General features: G+C 34.9%; 30 protein-coding genes. 25 read left to right on the top strand and 5 right to left on the bottom strand.

Features of this window, described 5'->3' with window-relative positions; translation table 11 throughout:
- The first annotated feature begins 19 nt into the window (after nucleotides 1-19).
- Together LDM92_RS07600 and LDM92_RS07595 are read left to right on the top strand one after the other, a co-directional pair.
- A complete protein-coding gene (locus LDM92_RS07600; RefSeq protein WP_223902710.1) occupies nucleotides 20-778 on the top strand; it encodes a hypothetical protein in 759 nt (252 codons plus the stop codon).
- Nucleotides 779-889: 111 nt separating this feature from the next.
- Entirely contained in the window at nucleotides 890-1633 is a 744-nt protein-coding gene (locus LDM92_RS07595) for a BspA family leucine-rich repeat surface protein (RefSeq protein WP_223902709.1), read from the top strand.
- Between the two features lie 126 nt (nucleotides 1634-1759).
- Here the strand turns inward: LDM92_RS07595 and LDM92_RS07590 are convergent, their stop codons facing one another.
- The 3 genes from LDM92_RS07590 to LDM92_RS07580 form a co-directional block, all read right to left on the bottom strand.
- Entirely contained in the window at nucleotides 1760-2083 is a 324-nt protein-coding gene (locus LDM92_RS07590; protein WP_238480660.1) for a TipAS antibiotic-recognition domain-containing protein, read from the bottom strand.
- Nucleotides 2080-2523: a MerR family transcriptional regulator gene (locus LDM92_RS07585; RefSeq protein ID WP_223902708.1), complete on the bottom strand. Its 444-nt coding sequence runs from the start codon at nucleotides 2521-2523 to the stop codon at nucleotides 2080-2082. The genes LDM92_RS07590 and LDM92_RS07585 overlap by 4 nt, the downstream gene beginning before the upstream one ends.
- 130 nt (nucleotides 2524-2653) lie before the next feature.
- On the bottom strand, nucleotides 2654-3616 hold the full coding sequence (locus LDM92_RS07580; protein ID WP_223902707.1) for a D-2-hydroxyacid dehydrogenase: 963 nt from the start codon (nucleotides 3614-3616) through the stop codon (nucleotides 2654-2656).
- A 308-nt stretch (nucleotides 3617-3924) separates the two neighbouring features.
- Here LDM92_RS07580 and LDM92_RS07575 point away from each other — a divergent pair, with 308 nt between their 5' ends.
- The 7 genes from LDM92_RS07575 (at nucleotide 3925) to LDM92_RS07545 (ending at nucleotide 10951) form a co-directional block, all read left to right on the top strand.
- Complete coding sequence (locus LDM92_RS07575) at nucleotides 3925-4776, top strand: zinc ribbon domain-containing protein (RefSeq protein WP_223902706.1); 852 nt, start codon at nucleotides 3925-3927, stop codon at nucleotides 4774-4776.
- A gap of 14 nt (nucleotides 4777-4790) precedes the next feature.
- Nucleotides 4791-6191: a zinc ribbon domain-containing protein gene (locus LDM92_RS07570; RefSeq protein ID WP_223902705.1), complete on the top strand. Its 1401-nt coding sequence runs from the start codon at nucleotides 4791-4793 to the stop codon at nucleotides 6189-6191.
- Nucleotides 6192-6672: 481 nt separating this feature from the next.
- Complete coding sequence (locus tag LDM92_RS07565; RefSeq protein ID WP_223902704.1) at nucleotides 6673-7791, top strand: SIS domain-containing protein; 1119 nt, start codon at nucleotides 6673-6675, stop codon at nucleotides 7789-7791.
- Between the two features lie 21 nt (nucleotides 7792-7812).
- Nucleotides 7813-8289 carry a PTS sugar transporter subunit IIB gene (locus LDM92_RS07560; protein WP_223902703.1) on the top strand — a complete coding sequence of 159 codons (477 nt, stop codon included), beginning with the start codon at nucleotides 7813-7815 and terminating at the stop codon, nucleotides 8287-8289.
- Between the two features lie 3 nt (nucleotides 8290-8292).
- Nucleotides 8293-9090, top strand: coding sequence for a PTS mannose/fructose/sorbose/N-acetylgalactosamine transporter subunit IIC (locus LDM92_RS07555; RefSeq protein ID WP_223902702.1), 798 nt, complete (start codon nucleotides 8293-8295; stop codon nucleotides 9088-9090).
- Nucleotides 9080-9913, top strand: a complete 834-nt coding sequence (locus LDM92_RS07550; RefSeq protein ID WP_223902701.1) for a PTS system mannose/fructose/sorbose family transporter subunit IID — start codon at nucleotides 9080-9082, stop codon at nucleotides 9911-9913. The genes LDM92_RS07555 and LDM92_RS07550 overlap by 11 nt, the downstream gene beginning before the upstream one ends.
- 18 nt (nucleotides 9914-9931) lie before the next feature.
- Nucleotides 9932-10951 (top strand): SIS domain-containing protein, encoded by a 1020-nt coding sequence (locus tag LDM92_RS07545; protein ID WP_223902700.1) that lies wholly within the window; start codon nucleotides 9932-9934, stop codon nucleotides 10949-10951.
- Nucleotides 10952-11019: 68 nt separating this feature from the next.
- Here the strand turns inward: LDM92_RS07545 and LDM92_RS07540 are convergent, their stop codons facing one another.
- Together LDM92_RS07540 and LDM92_RS07535 are read right to left on the bottom strand one after the other, a co-directional pair.
- Complete coding sequence (locus LDM92_RS07540) at nucleotides 11020-11793, bottom strand: GntR family transcriptional regulator (RefSeq protein WP_223902699.1); 774 nt, start codon at nucleotides 11791-11793, stop codon at nucleotides 11020-11022.
- Entirely contained in the window at nucleotides 11793-12512 is a 720-nt protein-coding gene (locus LDM92_RS07535; RefSeq protein WP_223902698.1) for a GntR family transcriptional regulator, read from the bottom strand. The genes LDM92_RS07540 and LDM92_RS07535 overlap by 1 nt, the downstream gene beginning before the upstream one ends.
- A 171-nt stretch (nucleotides 12513-12683) precedes the next feature.
- Between LDM92_RS07535 and LDM92_RS07530 the strand changes: the two genes are divergently transcribed.
- From LDM92_RS07530 to LDM92_RS07455, 16 genes are all read left to right on the top strand, one after another.
- Nucleotides 12684-13109 (top strand): PTS sugar transporter subunit IIA, encoded by a 426-nt coding sequence (locus LDM92_RS07530; protein ID WP_223902697.1) that lies wholly within the window; start codon nucleotides 12684-12686, stop codon nucleotides 13107-13109.
- 14 nt (nucleotides 13110-13123) lie between these two features.
- Nucleotides 13124-13912 carry a PTS mannose/fructose/sorbose/N-acetylgalactosamine transporter subunit IIC gene (locus tag LDM92_RS07525; RefSeq protein WP_223902696.1) on the top strand — a complete coding sequence of 263 codons (789 nt, stop codon included), beginning with the start codon at nucleotides 13124-13126 and terminating at the stop codon, nucleotides 13910-13912.
- A 312-nt stretch (nucleotides 13913-14224) separates the two neighbouring features.
- Nucleotides 14225-15154: a phosphate/phosphite/phosphonate ABC transporter substrate-binding protein gene (gene phnD, locus LDM92_RS07520; RefSeq protein WP_223902695.1), complete on the top strand. Its 930-nt coding sequence runs from the start codon at nucleotides 14225-14227 to the stop codon at nucleotides 15152-15154.
- A gap of 290 nt (nucleotides 15155-15444) precedes the next feature.
- Nucleotides 15445-16200, top strand: a complete 756-nt coding sequence (locus LDM92_RS07515) for a DeoR/GlpR family DNA-binding transcription regulator (RefSeq protein WP_122052007.1) — start codon at nucleotides 15445-15447, stop codon at nucleotides 16198-16200.
- Between the two features lie 22 nt (nucleotides 16201-16222).
- Nucleotides 16223-16651, top strand: coding sequence for a galactose-6-phosphate isomerase subunit LacA (gene lacA / locus LDM92_RS07510; RefSeq protein WP_223902694.1), 429 nt, complete (start codon nucleotides 16223-16225; stop codon nucleotides 16649-16651).
- A gap of 69 nt (nucleotides 16652-16720) precedes the next feature.
- The gene (gene lacB / locus LDM92_RS07505; RefSeq protein ID WP_198181168.1) at nucleotides 16721-17239 is read left to right on the top strand and encodes a galactose-6-phosphate isomerase subunit LacB; all 519 of its coding nucleotides are present in this window, start codon (nucleotides 16721-16723) and stop codon (nucleotides 17237-17239) included.
- A 345-nt stretch (nucleotides 17240-17584) separates the two neighbouring features.
- On the top strand, nucleotides 17585-18073 hold the full coding sequence (locus LDM92_RS07500) for a PTS sugar transporter subunit IIA (RefSeq protein WP_373868656.1): 489 nt from the start codon (nucleotides 17585-17587) through the stop codon (nucleotides 18071-18073).
- A gap of 11 nt (nucleotides 18074-18084) precedes the next feature.
- Nucleotides 18085-18399: a PTS sugar transporter subunit IIB gene (locus tag LDM92_RS07495; protein ID WP_045927619.1), complete on the top strand. Its 315-nt coding sequence runs from the start codon at nucleotides 18085-18087 to the stop codon at nucleotides 18397-18399.
- 21 nt (nucleotides 18400-18420) lie between these two features.
- Nucleotides 18421-19839, top strand: coding sequence for a PTS transporter subunit IIC (locus LDM92_RS07490; RefSeq protein ID WP_223902693.1), 1419 nt, complete (start codon nucleotides 18421-18423; stop codon nucleotides 19837-19839).
- A gap of 25 nt (nucleotides 19840-19864) precedes the next feature.
- Nucleotides 19865-20110: a hypothetical protein gene (locus LDM92_RS07485; RefSeq protein WP_223902692.1), complete on the top strand. Its 246-nt coding sequence runs from the start codon at nucleotides 19865-19867 to the stop codon at nucleotides 20108-20110.
- Between the two features lie 156 nt (nucleotides 20111-20266).
- Nucleotides 20267-20983, top strand: coding sequence for a GntR family transcriptional regulator (locus LDM92_RS07480; protein ID WP_223902691.1), 717 nt, complete (start codon nucleotides 20267-20269; stop codon nucleotides 20981-20983).
- Nucleotides 20984-21005: 22 nt separating this feature from the next.
- Nucleotides 21006-22172, top strand: coding sequence for an SIS domain-containing protein (locus LDM92_RS07475; RefSeq protein WP_223902690.1), 1167 nt, complete (start codon nucleotides 21006-21008; stop codon nucleotides 22170-22172).
- A gap of 164 nt (nucleotides 22173-22336) precedes the next feature.
- Nucleotides 22337-22825 (top strand): PTS sugar transporter subunit IIB, encoded by a 489-nt coding sequence (locus tag LDM92_RS07470; RefSeq protein WP_223902689.1) that lies wholly within the window; start codon nucleotides 22337-22339, stop codon nucleotides 22823-22825.
- Between the two features lie 10 nt (nucleotides 22826-22835).
- A complete protein-coding gene (locus LDM92_RS07465; RefSeq protein ID WP_223902688.1) occupies nucleotides 22836-23759 on the top strand; it encodes a PTS mannose/fructose/sorbose/N-acetylgalactosamine transporter subunit IIC in 924 nt (307 codons plus the stop codon).
- The gene (locus LDM92_RS07460) at nucleotides 23746-24564 is read left to right on the top strand and encodes a PTS system mannose/fructose/sorbose family transporter subunit IID (protein WP_223902687.1); all 819 of its coding nucleotides are present in this window, start codon (nucleotides 23746-23748) and stop codon (nucleotides 24562-24564) included. Before LDM92_RS07465 ends, LDM92_RS07460 begins: the two co-directional genes overlap by 14 nt.
- A 59-nt stretch (nucleotides 24565-24623) precedes the next feature.
- Nucleotides 24624-25025 (top strand): PTS sugar transporter subunit IIA, encoded by a 402-nt coding sequence (locus tag LDM92_RS07455; protein WP_223902686.1) that lies wholly within the window; start codon nucleotides 24624-24626, stop codon nucleotides 25023-25025.
- Nucleotides 25026-25061: the final 36 nt, after the last annotated feature.

The raw sequence follows: 25061 nt of genomic DNA, 5'->3' as shown, positions 1-25061 counted from the left end.
TAAGGGAGGTCAGCAATTTATGTCAGATGTAATTCTTAAAAAAGCAAGAAAAATTTATCAAATGTACAGAAATGGCGATTTGGGTGATACTACTTTACCTGAAGATAGCAACCCCCACCTAGATCAAAGTTCCAATGAAAATGCGCTTTATTTCACGTTGCCAATGGCTTTAAACTATCAGAGAAATTCCTATACTTTATGGGAAAGTGCCTTGAAGACATATGAAGATCCAAAAACTAGTTTTGTTTTTATACCGAAAAAAGTTATTACTGCTGGGTATGAAGCAGTACAAAAAGCTTTGACTAAGTATCGGCTTGCTTTGCAAAAGAACAAGCAAACAGATATTTGGCTTAAATTATGTCAAACGTTTATAGAGCTTTCTGATGGTAGTGTTATTAAATTCGCTAACGACTTGGATAATGATGTGAATAAAATAAGGCAATTTATGCAAAAAGATGCCAAGAAAAAGTTTCCGTACTTGTCTGGTAATAAGCTTTGTAACTATTGGCTCTATGTTCTCAGTAAATACACTGCAATTCCCTTAAAAAACACTAATAATATTTATATTGCTGCCGACAGGCATGTAATCAGGGCAAGTTACAAATTAGGTTTAATAACCAAAGAACAAATGGAAAGTGCTAAAGTGCAAACTTATGTGATTAGTGCTTGGGCAAAAGAACTGCAGGGCACTGAATTTGTGCCAACCGACTTGCAAAATCCATTGTGGTTGTGGAGCCGGAATGATTTTAAAGATTTGTATTCTTTCAATTGTGAGTGAAACTAGGTACGAAATAATTGGCTTTATGTCTTTTCTTATTGAAAATAAATGCATAAAAGATATAAAATTAGTTATGGTTAAAGAAATAGTTTTTTATGAAGGAAAGAAAAAATGAAAGTTAATCATAATATCAAAAAATTCACCAGTAAGTTGCTAGTTAGTTCTGCAATTGCAGGCATTTTGGGTGGAGTTGCTATTAATGTGATTCCTGAGAAGACAGATCTTGTCCAAAATGTTCAAGCCAAAAAGAAGAAACGCGCAAAAGCAAAGAAGAAGGTTAAGAAGGCGGTAACTAGCCATAAAACTGCTAATGTTAATAAAAAGATTAATATTAGTAAATACTCTCAAGACAATGATTGTATTTTGAAGTTCGATCCTAGTACTAAAACCTTGCATATTAAAGAAGGTGTAAATAGTAATAAATTAGGCAGTACTCCGATTTATGATGCCGTTTATAATGCTAAGAAACATGTTTCTAAGAAAAATATGTTTAAACCTTCTGATATTGAACATATTAGCATAGATAGCAATATTGCTTTATCAAGTGATTCCGAATATTTATTTGCCAGGTTGTATAATTTACAGGACATTGCTGGTCTTGATAAAGTAGATACGGGTAAAACTGAATATGTGGATAATATGTTTTTTAAGGATAAAAAACTGACTCAGCTTGACTTAAGTAGTTGGGACGCAAGTTCTTTTTATTATGAAATGGAAAATATGTTTTCAGGTGATACATCTTTAAAAGAAATTAATCTGACAGGCTGGGGAATTAAACTATCTGATAATATCTTTAATGGCCTGGATACCACAAAAGTAAAAATTATTGGTTTTGATGATGAAGATGACGATTAAATAACAGGTAAAGTTGATTTAATATCTAAAAAATCTTTCTAAACAAAAACCTTTCAAAACAATTCTTAACGAATTTGTATTTGAAAGGTTTTATTTTACAATTAAATTTATATAAATTAAAGACACTCAGGCATAGTAATCAATGATTGCTTTCAATATTCTCGCAGCGTCAGGGTTGCCTGTGGCTTCTTCATAATATTTGCTAAAACGTAGGTCACACACATACATTTGGGCGAGATTCTTGTGCGCCACTGCCGAATATTGGCCTTTAGGCCAAATTGTCAGTAAATATTCTTTATGTAAGTCGAAAAGGTGCTTGGCAGCATCTTGTTTGACACCAGCAGTATTATCAAAGTTCTTTAGTTCAGTTAAAATTTCAGCACTTAGTTTTTTGAAATGTGATAATTCATCTGCAGATAAAGAATTGAACTTTTCATTACTAAGATCTATTTGAGCGTCACCATATTTTTTCCTAATTTCCCTACCGTATTTTTTTCATTTTTGTTAATCATTTCTTTTTTTAATGTGGCAAATTTTTCCGTATCAGTCATTTGTGCTTCTCCCTTCATTGTTGCAAGTGTCTTGTCTAAATTCCTAATCAAATCATCTAGATGTTTCTGCTCAGCAACTAATTTGCTCCGCTGACTTCGTAAAACTTGATATTGAGTTTCCGTTGAAGTCTGCATTACCTGTTTTATTTGTTCCAGTGGCAAGTCAAAGAGCTTTAAAAAGAGAATTTTCTGCAATTGATCAACTTCACTTTCTTCATAATAGCGATAATTATTTTCGGAATTCCTGCGCGCTTTTAAAAGTCCCTGTTTATCGTAATAGCGTAAAGTTCGTGTTGAAATGCCAGCCAGTTTTGCTAGTTCATTGATAGAATACGACATGTTTAAAATCTCCTCACTTGCAAAATTAAGTATGTTGGTTGACGCAGCGTCAAGGTCAAGCACGGAAAATGATTTTGAGAATAAAAAAGCCAGTATTTCAATCAAGATTACTGGTTTTTGCTTATGATATTTAATTTACGACGTTTAATTTTTCACCTTTTAGAAATGCCTGCAGATTTTCAACGACAATACCCAGCAAACGATTGCGGGTTTCGCATGGTGCCCAGGCAATATGAGGGGTAATGTAACAGTTCTTAGCAGAAAGAAGTGGACTAGTAGCAGGAATGGGCTCTTTTTGTGCAACATCAATTCCCGCTGCAGCAATCTTTCCTTCATTTAAAGCATCGGCGACGTCTTTTTCATTAATTAAACCGCCCCGAGCAGTATTAATTAAAATGACGCCATCTTTCATTTGACTAATTGCTTCTTGGCTTATCATTTCAGTGGTTGCCGGTGTTTGTGGCAGGTGTAAACTGACGATATCTGCTTTTTGATAAAGTTCGTCAAGTTCAACCTGCTTAACGTAATCAGGTAAGTCGGATTTAGGCCGATGGTTCCAAAAAATCACATTCATAGAAAAGGCATGGCCGATTTCTGCCACTTTTTTTGCTATATGACCGAAACCAATAAGTCCTAATGTTTTACCCTTCAATTCCATTAACGGTTTTGCCCAAAAAGTAAAATCAGGATTGCTGTTCCAGCGACCTTCATGGACTAATTTGTTATGTAAGCCAACTTGACTTGTAATTTCAAGTAGCAATGCAAAAGTAAATTGGGCAACTGCATCAGTACCATATGTAGGAATGTTAGTAACGGGTATGCCAGCTTCACGAGCTGCAGTCATATCAACAATATTGTAACCGGTAGCAGTCACGCCAATATATTTGATGTTGGGCGCAGTCTGAAGGACTTTTTCGTCAAGTGGAGTTTTATTAGTTAAAACAATTTCAGCATCCCCAATCCGCTTTAAAATTTCATCATCATCGTCCACTGGGGTACGGTCGTAAAAGGTGCATTCACCTAATTTTTCAAGCGCTGACCAATCTAAATCACCTGGGTTTAGAGCATAACTATCTAAATTAACAATTTTCATAATTTAACCTCACATACAATATATCTATACCTTATAGTTTACTACATATTACCGGCGTAACTATATATTATAAAATTGCAGTAAGATGGTGATTAAAAGAGTATTTGACAGTGTTTATAAATAATTTTAAAATTACTCTGTATTATGCATTTTAGTAATATCTTACTATTACTAACAATGAACAAATTTAATAGTTGGGGTATGTTATTTTTTATAGATTTTATGCCATGCAATAATCTATAAATAGTGGTATAAAATTAAAGTAGTAAATAAATATCTAAAATAGTGGAATTAAGAAGGAGTTATCAATGAAAAAATGTCCTCAATGTGGCGCCTTAATGGGAAAAGACGTCAATTTTTGTACGTCTTGCGGTTATGATTTGCGCAATGTTAGTGTACAAAAAGTAGAAGAGGCACCTACTAATCCAGTTGAAAATACTGCCCAAGTAGAGCCAAAAAAGACTGAACCTCAGCCTCCAGCTGCCAGTGAGCCAGTTAATTACGGAGATCAATTTCAAAATTACTGGCAATGGTGTGTTGATTCCTGGCGCAATCCAGGTACTAGTAGTCCTAATGTGGCAAGTTGGTATGGTTGGTTGACCATTTTGATTGAAGATGCCTTTGTGGTGTTGGGTCTATATTATTGTGCCAATACTATTGTTAGTACTTTGATTAACTGGGCCAACCGCATGGGAGCCAACATTAATGGCTGGGAGAATTTTCATGTTCCCTTTAACATTATGCTGGAAATATTTGTGGTGCTGGTGATATTTGAAGCAATAGTTACTGGCGGCTTTTATGCTGGTTATCGGTATGTCTATGACAGAAACCTGAGCTTTTTTGAATTTATTAATCGTGGTGCCCATGCCTGCAACTTCAATCTGCTTATTTCTGCTGCATTCTTTTTACTAATGCTTTTAGGACTAAATAGCATTAAATTCATGATTGCCGTATTTATCATAATGTTAGCTTTATTCTTTGCAAGCCAGCATATTATATTATTTGGCGATCAGGGAGCAGTGCATGATAAAATTTTTGGCTTCTTAATTGCTTTTGCCATTATCTTTGTATGTCTGATGATTTTAGATTCAATTATTTATAGTTCCATGGTCCATTCAATCATCAATCAAATTATGTCAATGCAAAATGGTTCAATGTAGATAGAGTGAAGGAAATGAATGATAAAAAATTTTGTCCTAATTGTGGTAAAGAGGTAAAACCGAATGCGGAATTTTGCCCTAACTGTGGTCAAAAATTACCTCAGACCCTGCATAGTAGAAAAGAATATCGCAGTCAGCAGAAAAATACTGCAGCGCAGCCAGTTGTCAATCAGCCACAAGCCACGGCGAGCTCAGTCCATCAGCCCATGAAAAAAAGAAATAAGGTCTTGCTGATCTGCTTGGGAGTTTTGGTTGTCGCATTTGCAGCATTCTATGCTTGGGGCTCTAATCATTATCAAAGAAATAATCAGATTAATCAAATTGCAGCCAGTTTGAAAAATCCTCATTCTGATTTAGCCCAATTCGTAGTTTCTGAAAATCCTAATGCTCGTGTAACAACAGCAGCTCTAAAGCCAACTCAGGAATATTATGCGGAACACTACGTTGAAGCAGATAAAATGGCAGATGCTTTTAAATACGGTAATGAATATGAAAACGTCAGCTTGGTCCAAAGTGGTCGTTATTTACTTTTATTCCCCAAATATTGTTTGCAATTAAAGACTTATACACCGCAGATTAGAACTAATCACGCCAATTCTACTATTTATGTCAACAATAAAAAATTTGGTGGCGTTGACGGCAGCGGTGAGGACTATTATAAAAAAATTGCTCCTTTATTTCCGGGTAAATACCACATTGAAGTAAAATCAGTTGCCTCTGGTCACCAGTTATCTGCCGATAAAAGTACCACTATTTTTTCTAATAAAGAAATTAACATGAACATTAAAACTGTTAATTTCATGATTAAAAGTATCCCTTCTGCCACGATTTACATTAATGATAAAAAAGTGGGCAATCTTGATAAAAGGGGCACGAAAGTGTTTAAAGATTACCCTGTAACTGATGATATGAAGATCTATGTGGTTACTAAAGTTGATGGTAAATCTATCAAATCAGAGTCTGTTGATTATGACGATATGGGCTTTGAAGATGACGATGATAGCAGCAGTAATGTTATTAAACCCGAATGGCCTGGCTTAATTAGTAAAGATGATGCTGAAGAACTTTTAGAAAATGACTTTACATCTCCAGACGAGGATGACTTTGTTGGTGGAGCTGAAAATAAAGGTTATCAGGAACTGCATTCTCAAGATTCTGGTTTTGATAATGATGACGATATTAATGATTATAATATGGAATGTTCTGTAGTTTCGATTACTCCGGCGCCAAATAACTGTAGCAGCGTAACTTACAAGATTACTTACACCTTCGAACATGATGATTTTGAACATAAGCAAGTGATGTTATACACTGGCGGTCTTTTCAAACAAACTGGCGACAGCGATGACAGCAGTCAAAAGATTAAGTCAATTGGTAACGGCAAAATAATTAGTGATAAAAAATACGATAATTAATATTGTTTTTAAAAGTGAATTTTTTGATAGCACCTCCAAATTTGAAAAAATTTGGAGGCTTTTTTATGGCTTAAAACGCAAACTACACAAGTTCCCAGAAGGAATGTGGTCACGTATGATTCATATAGACTTATTAATTATCTGCGATAAAGTTACTGAATCATATTCAATCTGTACAAAATTGCAATGATTCTAAATATAGTGGGTGTTTCAGAAATAATTTAAGTATTTGACGGCAATTTTAAAGCAAGCGGGGGGTATTTAGTTTTAGCTTTTTGACATTCTCAATTTTCAAGACTGCTAAATTAGTTTTTTAACGGGTTTTAGCAGTCTTTTTTATTTTGACCCAAATTTCTTTCCCATTTTAAAAAGAATTGACTCTAAAACATTATTTTTAGAAAACGCTTGCAATAGAATTTGGTAGTGGTATAGTTAAATTAATAAATGGTATATATAAGAAACCACTTAGGAGATGCTGAAAATGCGAATGCAGGATTATGTGAAATATTCATCTGAAAAATTAGGTGAGAATTTTCAAAAAAGGGATGAGTTAATTAGCGGAGTAGCAAATCTATTTTTAAAAAAGAAATATTTGAGTATTACCTTAATTGCTTCGGGTTCTTCTTATAACGCTCTGGCAATGATTCAGGATTCGTTGCAAGAGATGACCAAAAAACCGGTGTATCTTCATACACCGGAATATGTTATGCAATTTGGGATTGCGTCTCAGAAAAGTACATTTATTGTTGTTGTATCACAGAGTGGTTCTTCGACCAATATCATTAATTGCTTGCAGTATTTACAAAAAAATGATGTATTTGAAGTTTCTTTAACTGGCAATCTTGATAGTCAAATGAGCAAATACTCACAAGAAATTTTTGATTATGGTCCTGGTAATGAGTACGTAGATTATGTGACTGTTGGCGTACAAACACTTGTCGAGTTCTTTTTGTTATTGGGCTGTGAAATTAGCATTCTAGATTCACAACAAAAAGAAGACTTTTATAAGCAACTACAGCAAACTATTTCATACCAAAAGGAGTTGATGGCGGAAACAGAAAAATTTATTCAAAATAATTATTTTGCCCTTTCAATGAGAAACCCTACTTTTTTCTGTGGCAATGGACCCAATTATGGAGTTGCAAGGGAAGGTGCATTGAAGTTTCAAGAAACGCTAAAAAGACCTGCAATGTACTACGAACTAGAAGAATTTCTTCATGGGCCGGATATGCAATTAACGCCAAATCATACCGTCTTTTTAGTTGATGATATGCCTGTTTCTGGGAAAACAAGATTCTCAGAAGTATTTGAAGCATTAAAAGAAATAACGCCAAATGTATTTTTTATTACTAGTTCAAATAATTTGGAAAAAGATCAGAGAATCTTGAAAACCCAAGCTGTGAATAACTGGTTTTTTGAACCCTATTATTCATTGCCAGTAGTGCAATTAGTGGCAGCAAAAATGACTGACGAGCTTCAGGCTTGGGCCACACATCCTTATTTTGACAAGTTTGATCAAAAAATTGCAATTAAAACAGATGATTATGACGAAGAAATCAAAAATATCAAGCAAAAGTGGGATTCAGATCATGAAAGTTAAATTAGCTTAGGAGGCTTAAAAATGATTAAGATGATTCGTGTTGACTATAGGCTGTTGCACGGCCAGGTTGCTTTTTCATGGACGCAAGCTTTAGGCGCAGACGCATTACTGCTAGTAAGTGATACTGTTAAAAAAGATCCGCTACGCATGAAGGCGTTGAGATTAGCAAAGCCAGCTGGAACTAAAGTAGTTATTAAAACTTGTGATGAGGCCATTGAACAAATAAAAAGTGGAATTACAGACAAATATAAGTTGTTTGTCATATGTGAAACTCTGCCAATTGCGGCCAAACTGGTTGAAGCTATTGGTGAAAAAGCAATTAATTTGGGCAATATGCCGTATAAAGATAGTAAAAAGCAAGTGACTAAAAGTATTTTTATTGATCATGAAGATGTAGAAATAATGCAAAAACTAGTAGATCAGGGAGTTGAGCTTTTTATTCAAATGGTACCGAATGAAAACAAGATCGATGCTAAAAAGTTTTTAAAGGAGGTGTAAAAATTGATACTAAAAACTTTTTTAATTTTTCTTGTTGGATTATTGGGATATTCAGAATGGTTGCTTGGAACTAGTTATTTGCAAAGGCCAATCATTCTAGGCCCTTTAGTGGGACTAGTTTTAGGTGACTTGCAAAGTGGAATAATTATGGGAGCAACCCTTGAACTTGCAATGATCGGTGCTGTTTCAATCGGTGCTTATGATCCACCTGATTTGGTTTCTGGCTCAATAATTGGTATTTCTTTAGCTATTGAAACCCATGCCGCTCCAGGTGCAGCACTAACATTGGGCATTCCAATCGCTGCTATTATGCAGGCTTTAGGACTTGCAACTGGTCAGCCCTTAATGTTGGCTTTCATTCACCGCTGTGATAGTGCTGCAGAAAAGGGTAATACGAAAGCACTTACGCGAAACATGCTAATTGCTGGTTATATTCAAGATTGGCCCGGACTGGTTTTCATACCTTTAGCATTTTACTTCGGTTCTTCAACCGTGGCAAAGTTGCTCAATATAATACCTCAGTTTGTCCAAGATGGAATGAATGTTGCTGCGGGACTATTACCACTCTTAGGTTTTGCAATGCTGGCACAAATGATGATGAACAAAAAAGTGATAGCTTTCTTTTTCTTCGGCTTTTTTTTAGTAGCATACGGAAAAATATCAACTACTGGTGTAGCTATTTTTGCAGTAATAATGGCTGCCATAATGTACGTTTTCTTTGATAGAGATGATAAGAGTCAAAAGGGTAAAGATGTTAAACCAAGTGTAGAACAGGAAAGTGATGGTTTCGATGAGTTTTAATATTAAACCTAAATATGATAAGAAGATAAACAAATCCGATTTAGTTAAATTATTTTGGCGCAGTATTCCTTATGAACATTCTTGGAATTATGAGCGAATGGGGAATGTTGGCTTTACTTGGGCAATCATGCCTATTTTGAAAAAATTATATCCCCAAAAGGATAAATTCATTCATGCTTTAAAACGTAACTTGGAATTATACAATATGACGCCATATATTGTGACTTTGCCACTTGGAATTTCTGTGGCAATGGAAGAAGCCAATGCTAGCAATGAAGATTTTGATGAGACTTCTATTTCAGCGGTTAAATTAGCATTGATGGGTCCACTCTCAGGCATAGGTGATTCGTTTTTCTGGGGCACTCTGAGAGTTTTAGCAACAGGTATTGGAACAACTTTAGCTCTTAAAGGCAGTATTTTAGGGCCAATATTATTTTTCTTAGTATTCAATGTTCCACATTACATTATGAGATATTATGGTACATTTTTAGGCTATAGCTTGGGGTCGAATGTAATTAATAATGTCGAAAATTCGGGTATGATGGATAAAATCACCAAATATGCCTCAATGATCGGTATGATGGTTGTTGGTGCCATGACTCAAGAAATGGTCAGTGTTAATTTCATTACTAAGATTGGTGTTGGCAAGAGTGCATCAACAGTGCAGTCTCTACTAGATGGCATTTTCCCTGGAATTGCTACTCTTGCTCTATTCGGTGTAACTTATTGGATGCTCAAAAAGAAGCTTAATCCGTTGTTAATTATGTTTATTATTTTGGTGGTAAGTATAGCGGCAGCATACTTTAAAATTCTGGGAGCTTAGATTTAAAAGGAGAATAAAATGACAATAATGAAAAATTTTGATGTAGAAAAATATTTGCAAAATGGTAAAGATGTATATGCTCAAAGAGAGAATATTGAAAAATTAGCCGATAAATTATCTAAAAATGAATATCAAAACATTGTAATGATTGGTATCGGTGGCACGTGGATGGAATGGTATCCAATTGCAGAATACTTGCATCATTTATCTGATTTTCCAGTTTACTTGGAAAATGCTGGTGAATTATTGGTAAAAAAGGATATTAACTATCTCACCAATAAGTCCTTGGTTCTTACTTCTTCGGATTCAGGTGATACTAAAGAAATTGTAGCAGCAGTGAAGTACTGCAATCAGAAAGGAATAGATGTTTATGGTTTCACCAAAAATCCAGAATCTGCCTTAGGAAAATTGTTAAAAGAATCAATTAATGGTTCACTAGCTGAATGTGAAAATGCCTATTTAATGTACTTTATGTTAACTTTGCGTATCTATCAAAATTGGGGTTACTATAAGGATTACGACCGCTGGGCAGATCAAATGAAACAACTTTATCCTAACCTATTAAGATTCAGAGAAGAATTTGAACCAAGAGCTCAGAGTATTGCGCGTAAATATTACAATGCCCCATTAACTATGACTGTGGGCTCAGGAATGCTGTGGGGTGAAACATGCATGTTTTCAATGTGTATTTTAGAAGAAATGCAATGGGTCCGCACACGCCCTGTTACTTCAGCTGACTTTTTCCACGGTGCATTAGAATTAGTTGATGATACTTTACCAGTGTACTTAATCAAAGGCGAAGACGAATATCGTGCATTAGATGAACGAGTAGAACGCTTTTTGCCAAAGCATACAAATAGTTTCGAAGTTTTTGACACTAAAGACTTTGTATTTGAAGGAATTGATGATGACTTTAGGCAAATTTGCTCGCCAATGATTATAACATCGCTTTTAACTGATCGCTTAGCATCATGGTATCAACAATATACTGGTCATGACCTTAATTTCCGTCGCTACTATCGTCAATTTGATTATTAGAGCAAAAGAAAAAATCGTAAAAAGTCATAATCTTTTTACGATTTTTTAGCAAGTCTATGTAGCTATACTTAATAGGTTTCTTTTTCACCTAAAATACCACCAAGAGTAAATTGTAGATTTAATTCTTCTGAAATTAGATAACTTTCCGTATATTCAACAGCATTACCTTGCTCATCATAACCATAATAAATGATGTAATAAAGAAGGTCTCCTTTTTTTATTTTTAACAATCTGGCTTCTTTTGTTAAAGCTGGAATAACTTGAATAAATTGGGAAAAATGTACGGGTTTATGTTTTTTAGAGTCCATATAGTCATAGAGACTTACATTCTTAAAATCGACTTGTGATGCATCCGGAAATAATTTAGCAGGTAAGTAGTTATATTCTATAGCAAAAGGTCGTTCTTTAATTTCTCGAATTCGATGTAAGGCAAAGACCTTACTTTCGTCATTTAATTTAAGTTTTTCATTAAAAAAAGCGTTGCTGCTAATGAGATCAGTACCAACAACTTCATTAGAAAAGTGAATACCATTTTTGGTTAGCAATTCAGAAATTCCTGAATTAGAATTTTTATCAGTAAAAGCCAAATTAAAATATACATTTTCTTTATCTGGAGTTACTGATGTAACAAATGTGCCACTACCTTGTTTGCGATAGAGCAATCCCTTTTTTTTCAATGAATCTATAGCTTTTTTGACAGTCATGCGATTTACACCGTATTGTCTTGCTAAGTCACGTTCACTCGGTATTTTAGATCCAGGTAAATACTTTTTACTAAGAATTTTTTTCTCAAGCAAATCCTCTATTTGAATATAAAGAGGGGCATGATAAAGATTATTCATTATTTTTCTTTTTCTTTCTTTAAATTATTATCTATTGACACTAATAGTGAATTGGACGGAATTTTCTTTGATACAAAGTAAATAATTTCATTATCAATAAAAACTTTGGATGAGCGCTGTAGAATTTTACTCCTAACGGGAACATCTAATAAATTAGCATCTTCAAAATTTACTGATTCAATTGATAAACTTTGGTACTCTTTTAATTTTTTACCTTGATATTTTTTAGCCAGTAAATTCCAAAAAGAACATTCTTGTAGTCGCTTTAAAGGTAAATTTTTGGCTAGTTTTTCTGGAGCATATATGTAATCAATTGATAAAGTTATATTATTTTGTTGTTCATTTGTAGTTCGTTTATAAACTAGTAAACGAATTTGTGTAGCAAGTGGAACTTCAAGTTTTTGAGCAATCTTTTTGTTAGCTTCAAAAACTTCATTCTTAACAATATAATTACGAATAATATGATGAGTTTTTTTGCCAAAAAATTCTAGCCAATCTAAATCTTCTTTTGGTTGATTAATAATATAATCATTAGCAATTAAAGAAATGATCCCTTTGTTTTTTAAAATTTCCAGCGCCTCTCTAATTGTATTTCGGGAAACTGAATATTTATCTGCTAACTTCCTTTCGGAAGGCAAATAGTGAGTGTAAATTTTATTTGAAATTTGGAACCTGATGTCTTTGGCAATTAGTTCGCTTTTATTTATGATATTGAACATTTTAATAGCTCTTCCTTGTCAATATTAGATAACTTAATATTAGCTTAACACTGAAGTGTTAGCAATTCTGAAGAATATTTTTTCAGATTAGGTGCATAGATAATGATATTTTAATGGTATAGCAAAAAGCAAAATTGGTCTAGTAATTATACCAATACTTTGGAGGAAATAATGACAAAATTTGTAATTGCAACACACGGATATTTTGCAAAAGGATTAAAAATGTCTACAGAATTTATTATGGGAAAGCGAAATGATTTATACGCAATATGTGCCTATACACCAGAATGTAAAGATTTTCCCAAAGCTGTTAAGACAATTATTAATAATAATAAAGGCGACATAGTTTTTGGAACTGATATTGCTGGTGGTAGTGTAAATACTGATTTACAGAAAATTGTTGCTTCTAGTGATAGATTGCATCTGGTAGCTGGTATTAATTTACCTTTTTTACTGCAGTTTTTAACTTCCAATGAAACAAATGTTTCTGAAGTTATAAACAAAAGTATAGAGGCTGCTAAAGAAGGAATTGTGAATTTTGATAATTTAAACACTGAAACGTCTAAGGATGCACTAGATGATTTTGATAGTTTTTAAAAAGTGTGGATAAAATGATTGTAAAAACAATACTAATCTTTTTGATTAATTTTCTAGGATATTCAGAATGGTTATTAGGAACCAGCTATTTGCAAAGACCTATAATTTTAGGTCCCTTGGTTGGCCTAGTTCTAGGAGATTTGCAAGATGGCATTGTCATGGGGGCAACGCTTGAACTTGCCATGATCGGTGCAGTCTCAATTGGAGCATATAATCCTCCTGATTTAATAGCTGGAACGGTTTTAGGGATTTCCTTAGCGATTGAGTCGCATGCTAATGCAGCGGCTGCTTTAACTTTAGGAATTCCGATTGCAACGGTGATGTTGGCACTTAATACTGCTGTTGGACAACCCGTGATGTTACTATTAATTCACCGTTGTGATAAAGATGCGGATAAAGGAGATACGCGCGCGATAACGCGAGACATGTTGCTATCAGGCTGGGCACAAAATTGGCCAGGAATTATTTTCAATCCACTAGCTTTTTATTTTGGTTCAGCAACAGTAGCAAAATTATTAAACATTATTCCACCGTTTGTGCAAACAGGTATGAACATAGCAGCTGGTTTGCTTCCGTTACTCGGTTTTGCAATGCTGGCGCAAATGATGATGAATAAAAAAGTTGTAGCTTTCTTCTTTTTAGGCTTCTTCCTGGTGGCATATAGTAAAATTTCCACTACTGGAGTAGCTATCTTTGCAGTAATTATGGCTGCCATCATGTATATTTTCTTTGATCAGGATAAAAATAAAAAAGCTAATATAGATGTAGAAGAAGAGAATGATGATGGTTTCGATGAATTTTAGCTTTTAATTTATTTGGAAAGCGCTTTCTTATTTTAAATGAATAAAATAACATATTTTGAAAATAAAACTACTGTAATAACTCTCAATATTGTGCTATTATTTTCTTAGACTAAGAAAGAGAGGTAGATTTATCCATATGCATGTGTTAACTCAAAATTTTGAGCAATTTGCTATGGGGGAAGTGCGGCTTTCTTATCTGAACAATCTGTTGTTGCTGTTTTTTAATATGATCATTAATGGACTTAGCATTATCATGCAACGTGAAATGCTAAGTCTTTTTTGATTGCTATATTTCCAGATCAGGAGGAAATCATGCCAAAATTTAAGAAGTTTTTAGTTGGTGCTATTGCAGTTTTGGGCACTGCTTTACTTGCTGGGTGCTCTAACTCAGCTAAAAAACAAGCTGATAGCGGTACCCCAAAGTCTCTCAACGTGCAGTTCGTACCGAGCGTTTCTGCGAATACTTTGGAGACTAAGGCCAAACCATTAGAAAAAATGCTATCTAAGCGTCTGGGAATTCCAGTTCACGTTTCAGTTTCAACAAGTGGTAACGCACTGGTAGAAGCAATGAAATCTAAAAAAATAGATGTCGGTTTTTTACCAGGTGATGACTATGTGCAAGCGCATAAACAGCATGCAGCCGATGTTTTATTACAGTCAGAGCGTTTTGGTTTAACCAGACCAGATGGTAATTGGACTAAAAAGTTAGTTCATACTTTTCATTCCGAAATTCTAGTTAGAAAAGACTCTGGTATTAAGAGCTGGAGGGATCTTAAAGGTAAGAAAATTTCAATTCAAAGCCCAACTTCAACTTCTGGTTATATTTTCCCAGTTGCTGAACTAAAGCAAAAGGGACTGGATGTTCCTCGTAGCTGTAAGCTGGTTACTACAACTGGACATGATCAAGCAGTTCTAAATGTTTTAAATAAAGATACTGATGCAGCCTTTGTTTTTGAGGATGCCCGTAATAATGTTATTAAAGACAACCCTAAGATTAAGTCCCAAGTTGTACCAATTTATTACACAACGGAAATTCCTAATGACACTATTTCTGTCATCCCGAGTTTGTCAAAATCCTTCCGGGAAAAGTTAGCTAATGCATTTATTGCCATTGGTAAATCTAAAGAAGGTAAAAAAGTAATCGAACGCGTTTATTCGCACGAAGGATATGTCAAAGCTAAAGATAGTGACTATGACACTGTTCGTAAATATGAAAAAATTGCTGAGTCAATTAAAAAGTAGTTTTGCTGATTAAATATAGAAGAAAATGCATCTTTTTCAACCTAAAAGATGCATTTTTTGTTGATAAAATATAGACTAAGTTTAGTTGAATAGGGCTTTTCCTAATAAATACAATTTGTGTTTTTGGTAAAAAGCCGTGGATTGTATTTATTAACTTATATGATCCAAAGCAATATTTAGGTTCAAATTTAGTTAACGAACACTTTCAAACATTGACAAACAAAAAGGGACAGCTATAATTAAAATGAACTAAGTTAGTTGCATAATCTAGTTTAAGAAGTAGGTTACTAATGTTAAAGAGTGAAAGACTGAAAACTATTTTACAAGTTGTAAAAACACAGAAATTTGTCACAGTTGATGAATTAGCACAAGCTTTAAAAGTTTCTGATATGACGATCAGACGAGATCTGAATGAGCTCCACAAGGCAAGTAAGATTTTACGTGTCCACGGTGGCGCGCAGTTATTGTCTGATCAAACTCGCACTGAAAAAAGTTATGAGCAAAAGCGTGAAATCCATAGTAAAGAAAAATATGAAGTAGCAAAAAGAGCCTGTAACTTAATTCATGAAAATGATTCGATTTATGTTGGACCGGGGACGACGTTAGAATTACTAGTGGCTAATCTCAAAGTTAAACATTTGCGCATTGTTACTAATTCATTACCTGTATTTGAAGCTGCCAAAAATAATATGAATGATTACGATTTAATTATGGTTGGCGGTTCTTACAGAAGAATCAGCGGTGCTTTTGTAGGCGCTTTAGCCAATAACGAATTAAAAACTATGTCATTTTCTGTTGGTTTTGTCGGTGTTAATGGCATTAAAGATTCTTCTTTAACAACTGCTAACTTAGAAGAAGGTCAAACCGAAGGTATTGGACTGAATCATTCACAAATAAAATTTGTGGCAGCTGATTATACTAAATTGGATCATAGTGATTTTCACCAATTTTATGATTTGCGCAATGTGGATGGTTTAATTACTAATCGGGGAATTGAGCCTGAGTTGGAAAAGCATTACAGTCAATTTACGACTATTTATAAGTAATTTTTTGAGAGGAGATTTGGCTATGAAGGTTGTCATTGGTAGTGACAAGGCAGGTTTTGCCTTAAAAGAAAAAGTAAAAGATTACCTGAAGGCACATCACTATGATGTTTTGGATGTTACTGCAAAACCCGCTGAGGATTTTGTTGAATCTAGTTTAAAGGTAACTCATGAAGTCTTAGACAATGGCATTAAAAAGGCCATCATGTTTGACGAATACGGCGTAGGGTCTGCCATGGCGTCAAACAAGGTTAAAGGCATGGTTACCGCAAATGTTAATGAAGAAAGAACTGCACACATGACTGCTATGCACAATGGTGCAAAAGCTATTGCTTTAGGTAGCGGTATTGTCGGTGAAAAACTGGCTTATTCAATCGTGCAACATTATTTGGATACTGAATATGCTGGTGGCCGCCATCAAGTGCGTTTAAATATGCTTGAAGAAATGATTTAAGGAGGCTTACTAATGCTAGATAATGATAGACCACAACCAGAATTTGTTGATCCCAAAGTTGATAAGCATATGGTCATTGCTTTAGGAAATGATCATATCGTTACTTCTGTCAAAATGGCTATTTCTGATCATTTAAAAGAAGAGGGATATCAGGTCATTGATGAAGGTACTCATGATAATACCAGAACGCACTATCCAATTTATGGTAAACGGGTTGCTGAAGATGTTGCTGATGGTCGTGCCGATTTAGGTATTGTCCTTTGTGGTACTGGTATCGGTATTTCTACCGCTGCAGATAAAAACGAGGGCGTTCGGGCAGCAATGGTTGGCGATGTTGCTCAAGCTGAGTATGCTCGGCGCGAGTTAAATGCCAATATCCTTGGTTTTGGTGGTATCGTTTTAGGACGTGACTTTATTTTTGACATTGTTGATTCCTTCTTAAATGCCAAATATGAGTCTACTCCAGAAAGACAAGAGTTAATTGCCAAAATAGATGGTATTGCCAAACCAAATCCTGATCAAAAGGATAACGTTCACTTCTTTGATGAAGAAAATAAGAAGTGGGCTGAAGGCGTATACCACGACTAATATTGTTAAATAATATAAATAAAAAACTTAAAATTTTAATCGCACATTGAAGCCATGATTTAAAAGTCATGGCTTTATTTTGTGGAATTATTTTTGTTTTGTTTAATTAGTAAAAATTAGAATAGTAACAACTTCTGAATGCTGTCTGATTAACTGTTTATAGCAAGTTAATCACTTTAATTAGCAAGGAACATGGTAATTTTGATGATTTTTTTGCTTTATTTTTTAAAAAAGCGTTTGCATTTTTCTTTGCCATTAAATATAATAGCAATAGACAAGCGAACAAAAACTAACATAATCAAACAAAAGCGAAAAACTTGTCTATTGTTAAGGAGGGCCTAATTTGTGAAAGAAAATAACTTGTTTTCTGCAAATGCAGTATTTGTAAGTGATGCATCAGATCCAACCACAATTTTTAAGGAAGTTTCGGATAAGTTACTTGCTCTTGATTTGGTCAACGATGGCTTTTTCAATGGAATTAACCAGCGTGAACAACAGTATCCGACCGGGATAGATACTTCACCTATTGCAAAGGAATTACCCAACATTGCTGTACCGCATACTGAAGGAGAGTTTGTTAATACTTGTTTGATAGTGCCTGTTGCTTTAAAGGCACCAGTATCTTTCAAAAACATGATTGCACCTGATCAGAGTTTGCCGGTAAAATTTCTGTTTATGATTTTGAATAATAATCCAGAAGGACAAGCAAACATTTTAGCACAAATTATGGACTTTCTTAGACTTACATCCGTTTCAAAGTTACAAACATTATTCAATCTTACCGAGACTGATAAAATTTATCAGTTCTTAAGTGAGAATTTTAGTCAACAGTAGGAGGGCTTTTTATGAGCAGAGAAGTAAAATTTATAGCTGCATGTGGTGCTGGGGTAAACTCATCTCACCAAATTAAGGATGCAGTTGAAGAAGAAATGAGAAAGCGTGGGTATAACGTCAAAGTTGATGCCTATATGATTAAGGATGTCAATGAAGATCTTTTATCACATTATGATGGTTATTTGACAATTGCTAAGACTGATCTTTCCTTTAAACCAAAAATTCCATTAATTGATGCAGGAGCAATTTTATACCGTATACCTGCTATGGCTAAACCAGTTTATGATAATGTGGAAAAAGTTGTTAAAGAAATTAATGCTAAATAAGATTTCATGAGGAAATAAAAAATGAATGGGATAATTAATTTTGCTAACTCACTTTTTAAGCCTTTGATTGATATGGGTGCAGCTACAATAATGTTAATTGTTTTGACGTTAATCGCTGTACTCTTTCGAGTCAAGTTCACCAAGGCCTTAGAAGGTGGTTTGAAATTAGCTATTGCTATTACAGCGATAGGTAATGTTATGAATATGCTGACGACAGCATTTCAAAAGCCAATGATGCAATTTGTTAAGCATACTGGCATCCACATGGATATGCAGGATATGGGTTGGGCTCCACTTGCTACTATAACTTGGGGATCACCATATACCTTGTTTTATCTGCTAGTTTTAATTATTTTAAATGTTGTTCTACTGGTATTAAACAAGACAAACACGCTTGATGTAGATATCTTTGATGTTTGGCACCTGGCATTCGATGGTTTGTTCTGTGTTTATGTCGGTGCCCCTCTTTGGCTATCAACTTTGTTAGTCCTTTTCATTGGCACAATGAAAATTATTAACTCTGACTTAATGAAGCCAACATTTAATGACTTATTAGATGCCCCTGAAGGCAACCCAATGACTACTACGCACATGAACTATATGATGAATCCTATCATAATGGTGTTTAACAAGTTCTTTGACAAGTGCCTGCCGTGGCTAGATAAATTTGACTTTGATTCTACTAAATTGAACGAAAAAATCGGCTTTTGGGGCAGTAGATTTGCTATTGGCGTTTACCTTGGTGTGTTTGTTTCTTTGCTAGCTGGCAATAATTTCGCTACTGAGCAGGGATGGAAAGACATGTTTACACTATCATTTATTGGTGGTTCATGTATTGAACTGTTCTCTGTAATTGGTTCATGGTTCATCGCTTCCGTTGAGCCTTTGTCTCAAGGTATTGCCGATTTTGCCACCAAGAAATTTTCTGGTCGTACCTTTAATATCGGACTTGACTGGCCATTCTTAGCTGGCCGTTCTGAAATTTGGGCTGCCGCAAATGTTTTGGCTCCAATTATGATGCTTGAAGCAATGGTTCTGCCAGGTAACAGACTAATGCCTTTAGGTGGCATCATTGCTATGGGTGTTACTCCAGCTTTGCTAGTTGTTACTCGTGGTAAAATTATTCGGATGATTATCATTGGAACCGTTGAATTACCTATCTTCCTTTGGGCAGGTACTATGGTTGGTCCATTTGTTACCAACATGGCTCACTCAGTAGGTGCGGCTATTCCTGCACATACATTGGTTTCAGACACTACTATGGAAGGTCCAGTTGAAAAATTCTTAGCTTACCTAGTGGGAAATGCCTGGAAACAACAAGGAATGTTTATAGTTTATGCCTTAATCGCTTTGACAGTTTACCTGCTCTTATTTATCTGGTATGCAAAACAGATGAAGAAGAGAAATGCAGAATACGCTGCAGCTAAAAAGGCTAATTAATCATTAATAATGTCTTGGCTTAAGGGTGATCAAATTGAAGAAAACAAAAGTAACGGCTAAGGAAAAAGCAAGAAGGAATCGCATCCTTTTTTGGGCAGTTGTTGTAATTGTGGTTAACTTGCTACAGATTTTATTTAAAAATTGGATAACAAGCCTAATTGCCATGGTTGGTACAATTTATGCCTTATATCGAATCGTTGTTTTTGATAACCCTAAAAATCGCCTTAGTCAAAAATACTATGATTGGAAAGGCAATAAACTAAGTAAATAAATTTATTAAATACCATTGGGAAACTAACTCTCAATGGTATTTTTATGTAAAAATAAATTTTAATTAACAATATTTTGTAAAAATCAAATTGCAATAAACCGCTTTCTCTGATACACTTTAAGTGGTATCTACCAGTTAGCTAAGGAGGGGGAATTAATGGCAAAACCACTTTATCGCCAAGTAATTCTAGACTTGGAAAAACAAATAAACAATATGGAGCCGAATGCTAAATTGCCAAGTGAAAGACAGTTATTAGTTAAATACGGTGTTAGTCGCAATACAATTAGATTGGCGTTACAAAATCTTGAAGAAAGAGGATTAATATACCGTCTTCATGGTAAAGGCACTTTTGTTTCAAGTACTTTTCTTGATCAACCTAATATTGGAGGAATGTATTCTTTTTCAGAAGAATTAAAAAGAACTGGGCAAAAGGCTTCAACTAAAAATCTAAGTTTAGACTTAATTGCTCCAAATAAAAATATCGCTGCACAATTGAATTTGGGACCGAAAGAAAAAACTTACGAGCTGGTTCGTTTGCGTCTTGCTGATAACGAACCACGCATTTTTAGTAGAACTTATTTACCGACAAAATTATTTCCCAAACTCAATTTAAACGATTTAAAGGCTAAGCCGCTTTATGATGTCATGAAAGAAAAATATGACCAAATCAGTGTGATGGCTTTTGAAGATGTTGAAGCTGTTTGTCTTAATCAAGAAGAAAGTAGAAATCTGGCGGAAAAAGTTGGTGCACCAAGTTTAAAAATATTTCGGAAGACTATTAATGACAAAAATGTACCGATAGAGTTTACGATTTCTTTGGCTAGAGGCGATAAATTTGTTTATCGTTCACGTCAATATAATGATTTATTTTAATTATATAAGGAAGGTAAAATTAATGTTTTCAAAAACAGATGCAGAATTAGAAAAATTGGGTGCTAAAATTACTACTCGTGAAATAGAGCAGCAACCTGAATTATGGCAACAAACCTGGTCCATTTATCAGAATAACAAAACTAAAATTACTGATTTTTTGAACCAAATAATTCAAAAATGGGGTAAAGTTAGAGTTATTTTTACCGGTGCCGGTACTAGTGCATATGTTGGCAACATGATTATGCCGTATTTACAAAAACATGGTGACAGAAAAAAATATGACTTTGAAGCAATTGATACGACCAAAATTGTCTCTACTCCTGAAGATTATCTAGAAAAAGATACTCCGACTATTCTGGTTTCATTTGCACGTAGCGGCAATTCACCAGAATCGGTAGCAACAGTTGAATTAGCCAAAAAGTTAGTTAAAAACTTATATCAAATAGCAATTACCTGTGCACCAGAAGGACATTTGGCGCAGGATCTAGAAGGTGATCCTACCGGCCTTGTTTTATTGATGCCCGAAAAATCTTTAGACCAGGGCTTTGCAATGACTGGTTCATTTTCATGCATGAGTTTAATGGCACTACTTGTGTTTGATACTTTGGCTGACGAAAATAAAGAACATATTGTTAGTCAAATTGCTCAAATGGGTAAGAGCGTCATTGAGCGTGAAGATGAAATTCAATCTTTAGTTGACATTGACTTTAATCGAATTACCTATATAGGTAGCGGCAGTTTAGGTGGCTTGGCTGAAGAAACACGGCTTAAGATTTTGGAATTAACTGCAGGAGAAGTTGCCGCATTATTTGATACCTCAATGGGCTTGCGTCACGGTCCAAAATCATTCCTTGACAAGAAGACGATCGTCTTTGATTTTGTCTCCAACAATACTTATACCAGGCAATACGACTTAGATATTTTAAACGAGATTAGGGATGATCAAATTGTGCCACTCGTGATGGCTGTTGGTCAAGAAAAAGAGGGTCAGGATTTCTCAGGAAAATCTTTCATGTTTGCTGAGAAAGAAGTATTGCCTGATGCCTACTTAGCTTTGCCCGATGTCATGTTTGGTCAGACAATAGCTTTACTAACTTCTATCAAGGTTAATAATAAGCCGGATACACCATCACCAACTGGTACAGTCAATCGTGTAGTCAAAGGTGTTACAATTCACGAATTCAAATAATGTGCTTTTGTTGTGGGTACTAAAGATATCACTATGATTTTAATAATCAACTTTTTAAATATAAAAAATACATATTGACAAAAATTGGTTGGTACCTTATCATAAATATGTGAAAGCGTTTTTTGTAATGTTTAGATTTCCTTAAAAGATATGGAGGAAGAATTATGAATATTGTGGGAGCAAGAGTTGATGAACGCTTGGTTCATGGACAGGTAGCAAACTTGTGGACTCCTCAGTTGCAGGTAGAACGGATTATTGTTCTGGACGAAAAAGCAGCTGAAGATGATATTCAAAAGAGTGGCCTTAGAATGGCTACTCCAATGTCTACCAGGCTGAGTGTTTTACCAACAGAAGTTGCTGCAGATCATTTAAAGAAAAACCGTTACGGTAAGCAAAGATTGTTTCTGGTAGCAAAAAAACCTGATAAGTTTCTCGATTTGCTTAACATGGGTATCAAGCTTGACACCATCAATGTTGGTAATATGTCTAAACAAGATGACACTACTGAACTGACTAAGCAAGTTAATATCAATGAGCATGAAGCAAACCTTTTCAGGCAAATTGCTAATAAAGGCGTTAACCTGATTGCTCAATTAAATCCCAGTGTTGAATCACGTGATTTAATGAAATTGATAAATGAAAAGATGAAGTAGGAGGAGAAAAATGGCTTGGTGGCAAATATTACTGCTTACTTTATATGCAGGATTAGAAATTTTAGATGAATTGCAAATTTATTCATCGTTAAACACACCAGTAGGTGCTGGATTAATCGCTGGTCTGATCATGGGTGATATGCCAACGGGACTGTTCATTGGTGCGTCAATGCAGTTAACTGTTTTAGGTATCGGTACTTTTGGTGGTGCATCTAGAATTGATGCGACTACTGGTACAGTTTTAGCTACAGCATTCTCAACTACCGTTAAAGGTATGAGTCCTCAAACAGCAATTTCTTCAATTGCTGTTCCAGTTGCTGCTATTATGATTGAATTGGACGTTTTGGCAAGATTTGCCAACACTTACTTTTCACACAGAATTGATCACTTGATTGATCAAGATAAGATTAACTATAAGGCAGTTGAAAGAAATGTTTTATATGGTGCAATTCCATGGTCACTTTCACGTGCAGTTCCTGTCTTTATCGCGTTAGCCTTTGGTCAAGGATTGGTACAACAGATTGCAAATGCCTTAAATGGAGACCTGTTGTGGCTTGGTAATGGTTTGACTGTAGCCGGTGCTACATTACCAGCAGTTGGTTTTGCTGTTTTGCTTCGGTATCTGCCAGTTAAGAGACATGCAGCATATTTAATTCTTGGTTTTACAATTACAACTTTGTTCTCGGTTCTCTTCACTAATATTCAAGCCTTGGGAACAGGTTTGTCAGCTGTTAACAAAGGTTTCACTACTGTTCTTAACGGCTTGCCAATGCTTGCTATTGCAATGCTGGGATTGGCCTTTGCAATTTTACACTACAAGAATATTCCGATAAATAAGGGTACTGCTCAAGCACAAAGTACTGAAAGTCAAAGTAATAGCGAAAGTTCAAGCTCTGATGACGATGAAGGAGAGATTACTGATGACGAACTCTAAACCTAAATATAAATTAACTGAACAAGATTTTAATCAAATTAATCGTAGATCTTTATTTGGTTTCCAGTTGGGCTGGAACTATGAAAGAATGCAGAATAGTGGTTATTTATATACTATTTTGCCACAATTAAGAAAAATTTATGGTGATGATACTCCTGAATTAAAGGAAATGATGAAGACTCACATGCAGTTCTTCAACACTTCTAATTTCTTCAATACAATTATCACTGGTCTTGATCTTGCTGTTGAAGAAAATGAAGGTATCGAAGGAAAAGACACTGTTACCGGTATTAAAGTTGGTTTGATGGGTTCTTTTGCCGCTATCGGCGACTCAATTTTTGCCTCTTTGATTCCAACTATTTTTGGGGCTTTGGCTGCTTCCATGGCAACTCAAGGAAACCCAGTTGGAGTTATCATTTGGGTAATTGCCTGCCTTTTGATCTGTGTCTTTCGTTGGAAACAACTGCATTTTGCTTATGATAAAGGTGTTTCCCTTGTTACTGATATGAGAGATCGTTTAAACGCTTTAACTGATTCCGCTACTGTTTTGGGTGTATTCATGGTTGGTGCACTTGTTGCCACTATGGTTAATATAAAGTTCTCTTGGGCACCACAAATTGGCAAAGTTACTATGAATGTTCAAAATAATTTGGATATGATCCTGCCTAAGCTTTTACCAGCTGCTGTTGTAGGCTTTGTCTACTGGCTTCTTGGTAAGAAGGGTATGACTTCGACCAAAGCAATCTTTATTGTTTTAGTACTTTGTATCGTTTTAGGTGGTCTTGGAGTTATTGCTAAGATATAATTAGATATGGTAATAGCTTTAAGCTAAATAATATTGAGTATTAAATGGAAAGATAAAGTATGGCAGAAAAAGAATTAATTTTAATTAGTCATGGTAAAATGGCAGAGGGCGTAAAAGCCAGTGCCGAATTAATTATGGGTAAGCAAGAACATGTGCACACAGTTTGCTTGCTTCCATCTGAAGGCCCAGATGATTTTAAGTCAAAATTTGAAGAGCAGATTTCAGGAATGAATATTGAAGACATCACTGTTTTTGCCGATTTAATGGGTGGAACTCCAGCTAATGTTGTTAGTCGCATGATTATGGGTGGTCAAAAGATTCACTTAATCTCGGGAATGAATTTACCATTGGTAATCGAATGGCTTAACAGTCAAATGAGCGGTGCAGAATCCGATTTTGTGACTGCTGGTAAAGCAGGAATCGTCGACGTTAATGAAATGTTGTCTAATATGAAAAAGTAAATTTGTATAAATGAATTTTTATTGCCCTTTAGGTTA

The sequence above is a fragment of the Lactobacillus laiwuensis genome (assembly GCF_019972835.1).
GTDB classification, from domain to species: Bacteria; Bacillota; Bacilli; order Lactobacillales; family Lactobacillaceae; genus Lactobacillus; species Lactobacillus laiwuensis.
Note: the sequence above shows the minus strand (reverse complement) of the source record. Positions and strands in the feature narration are given on the sequence as shown.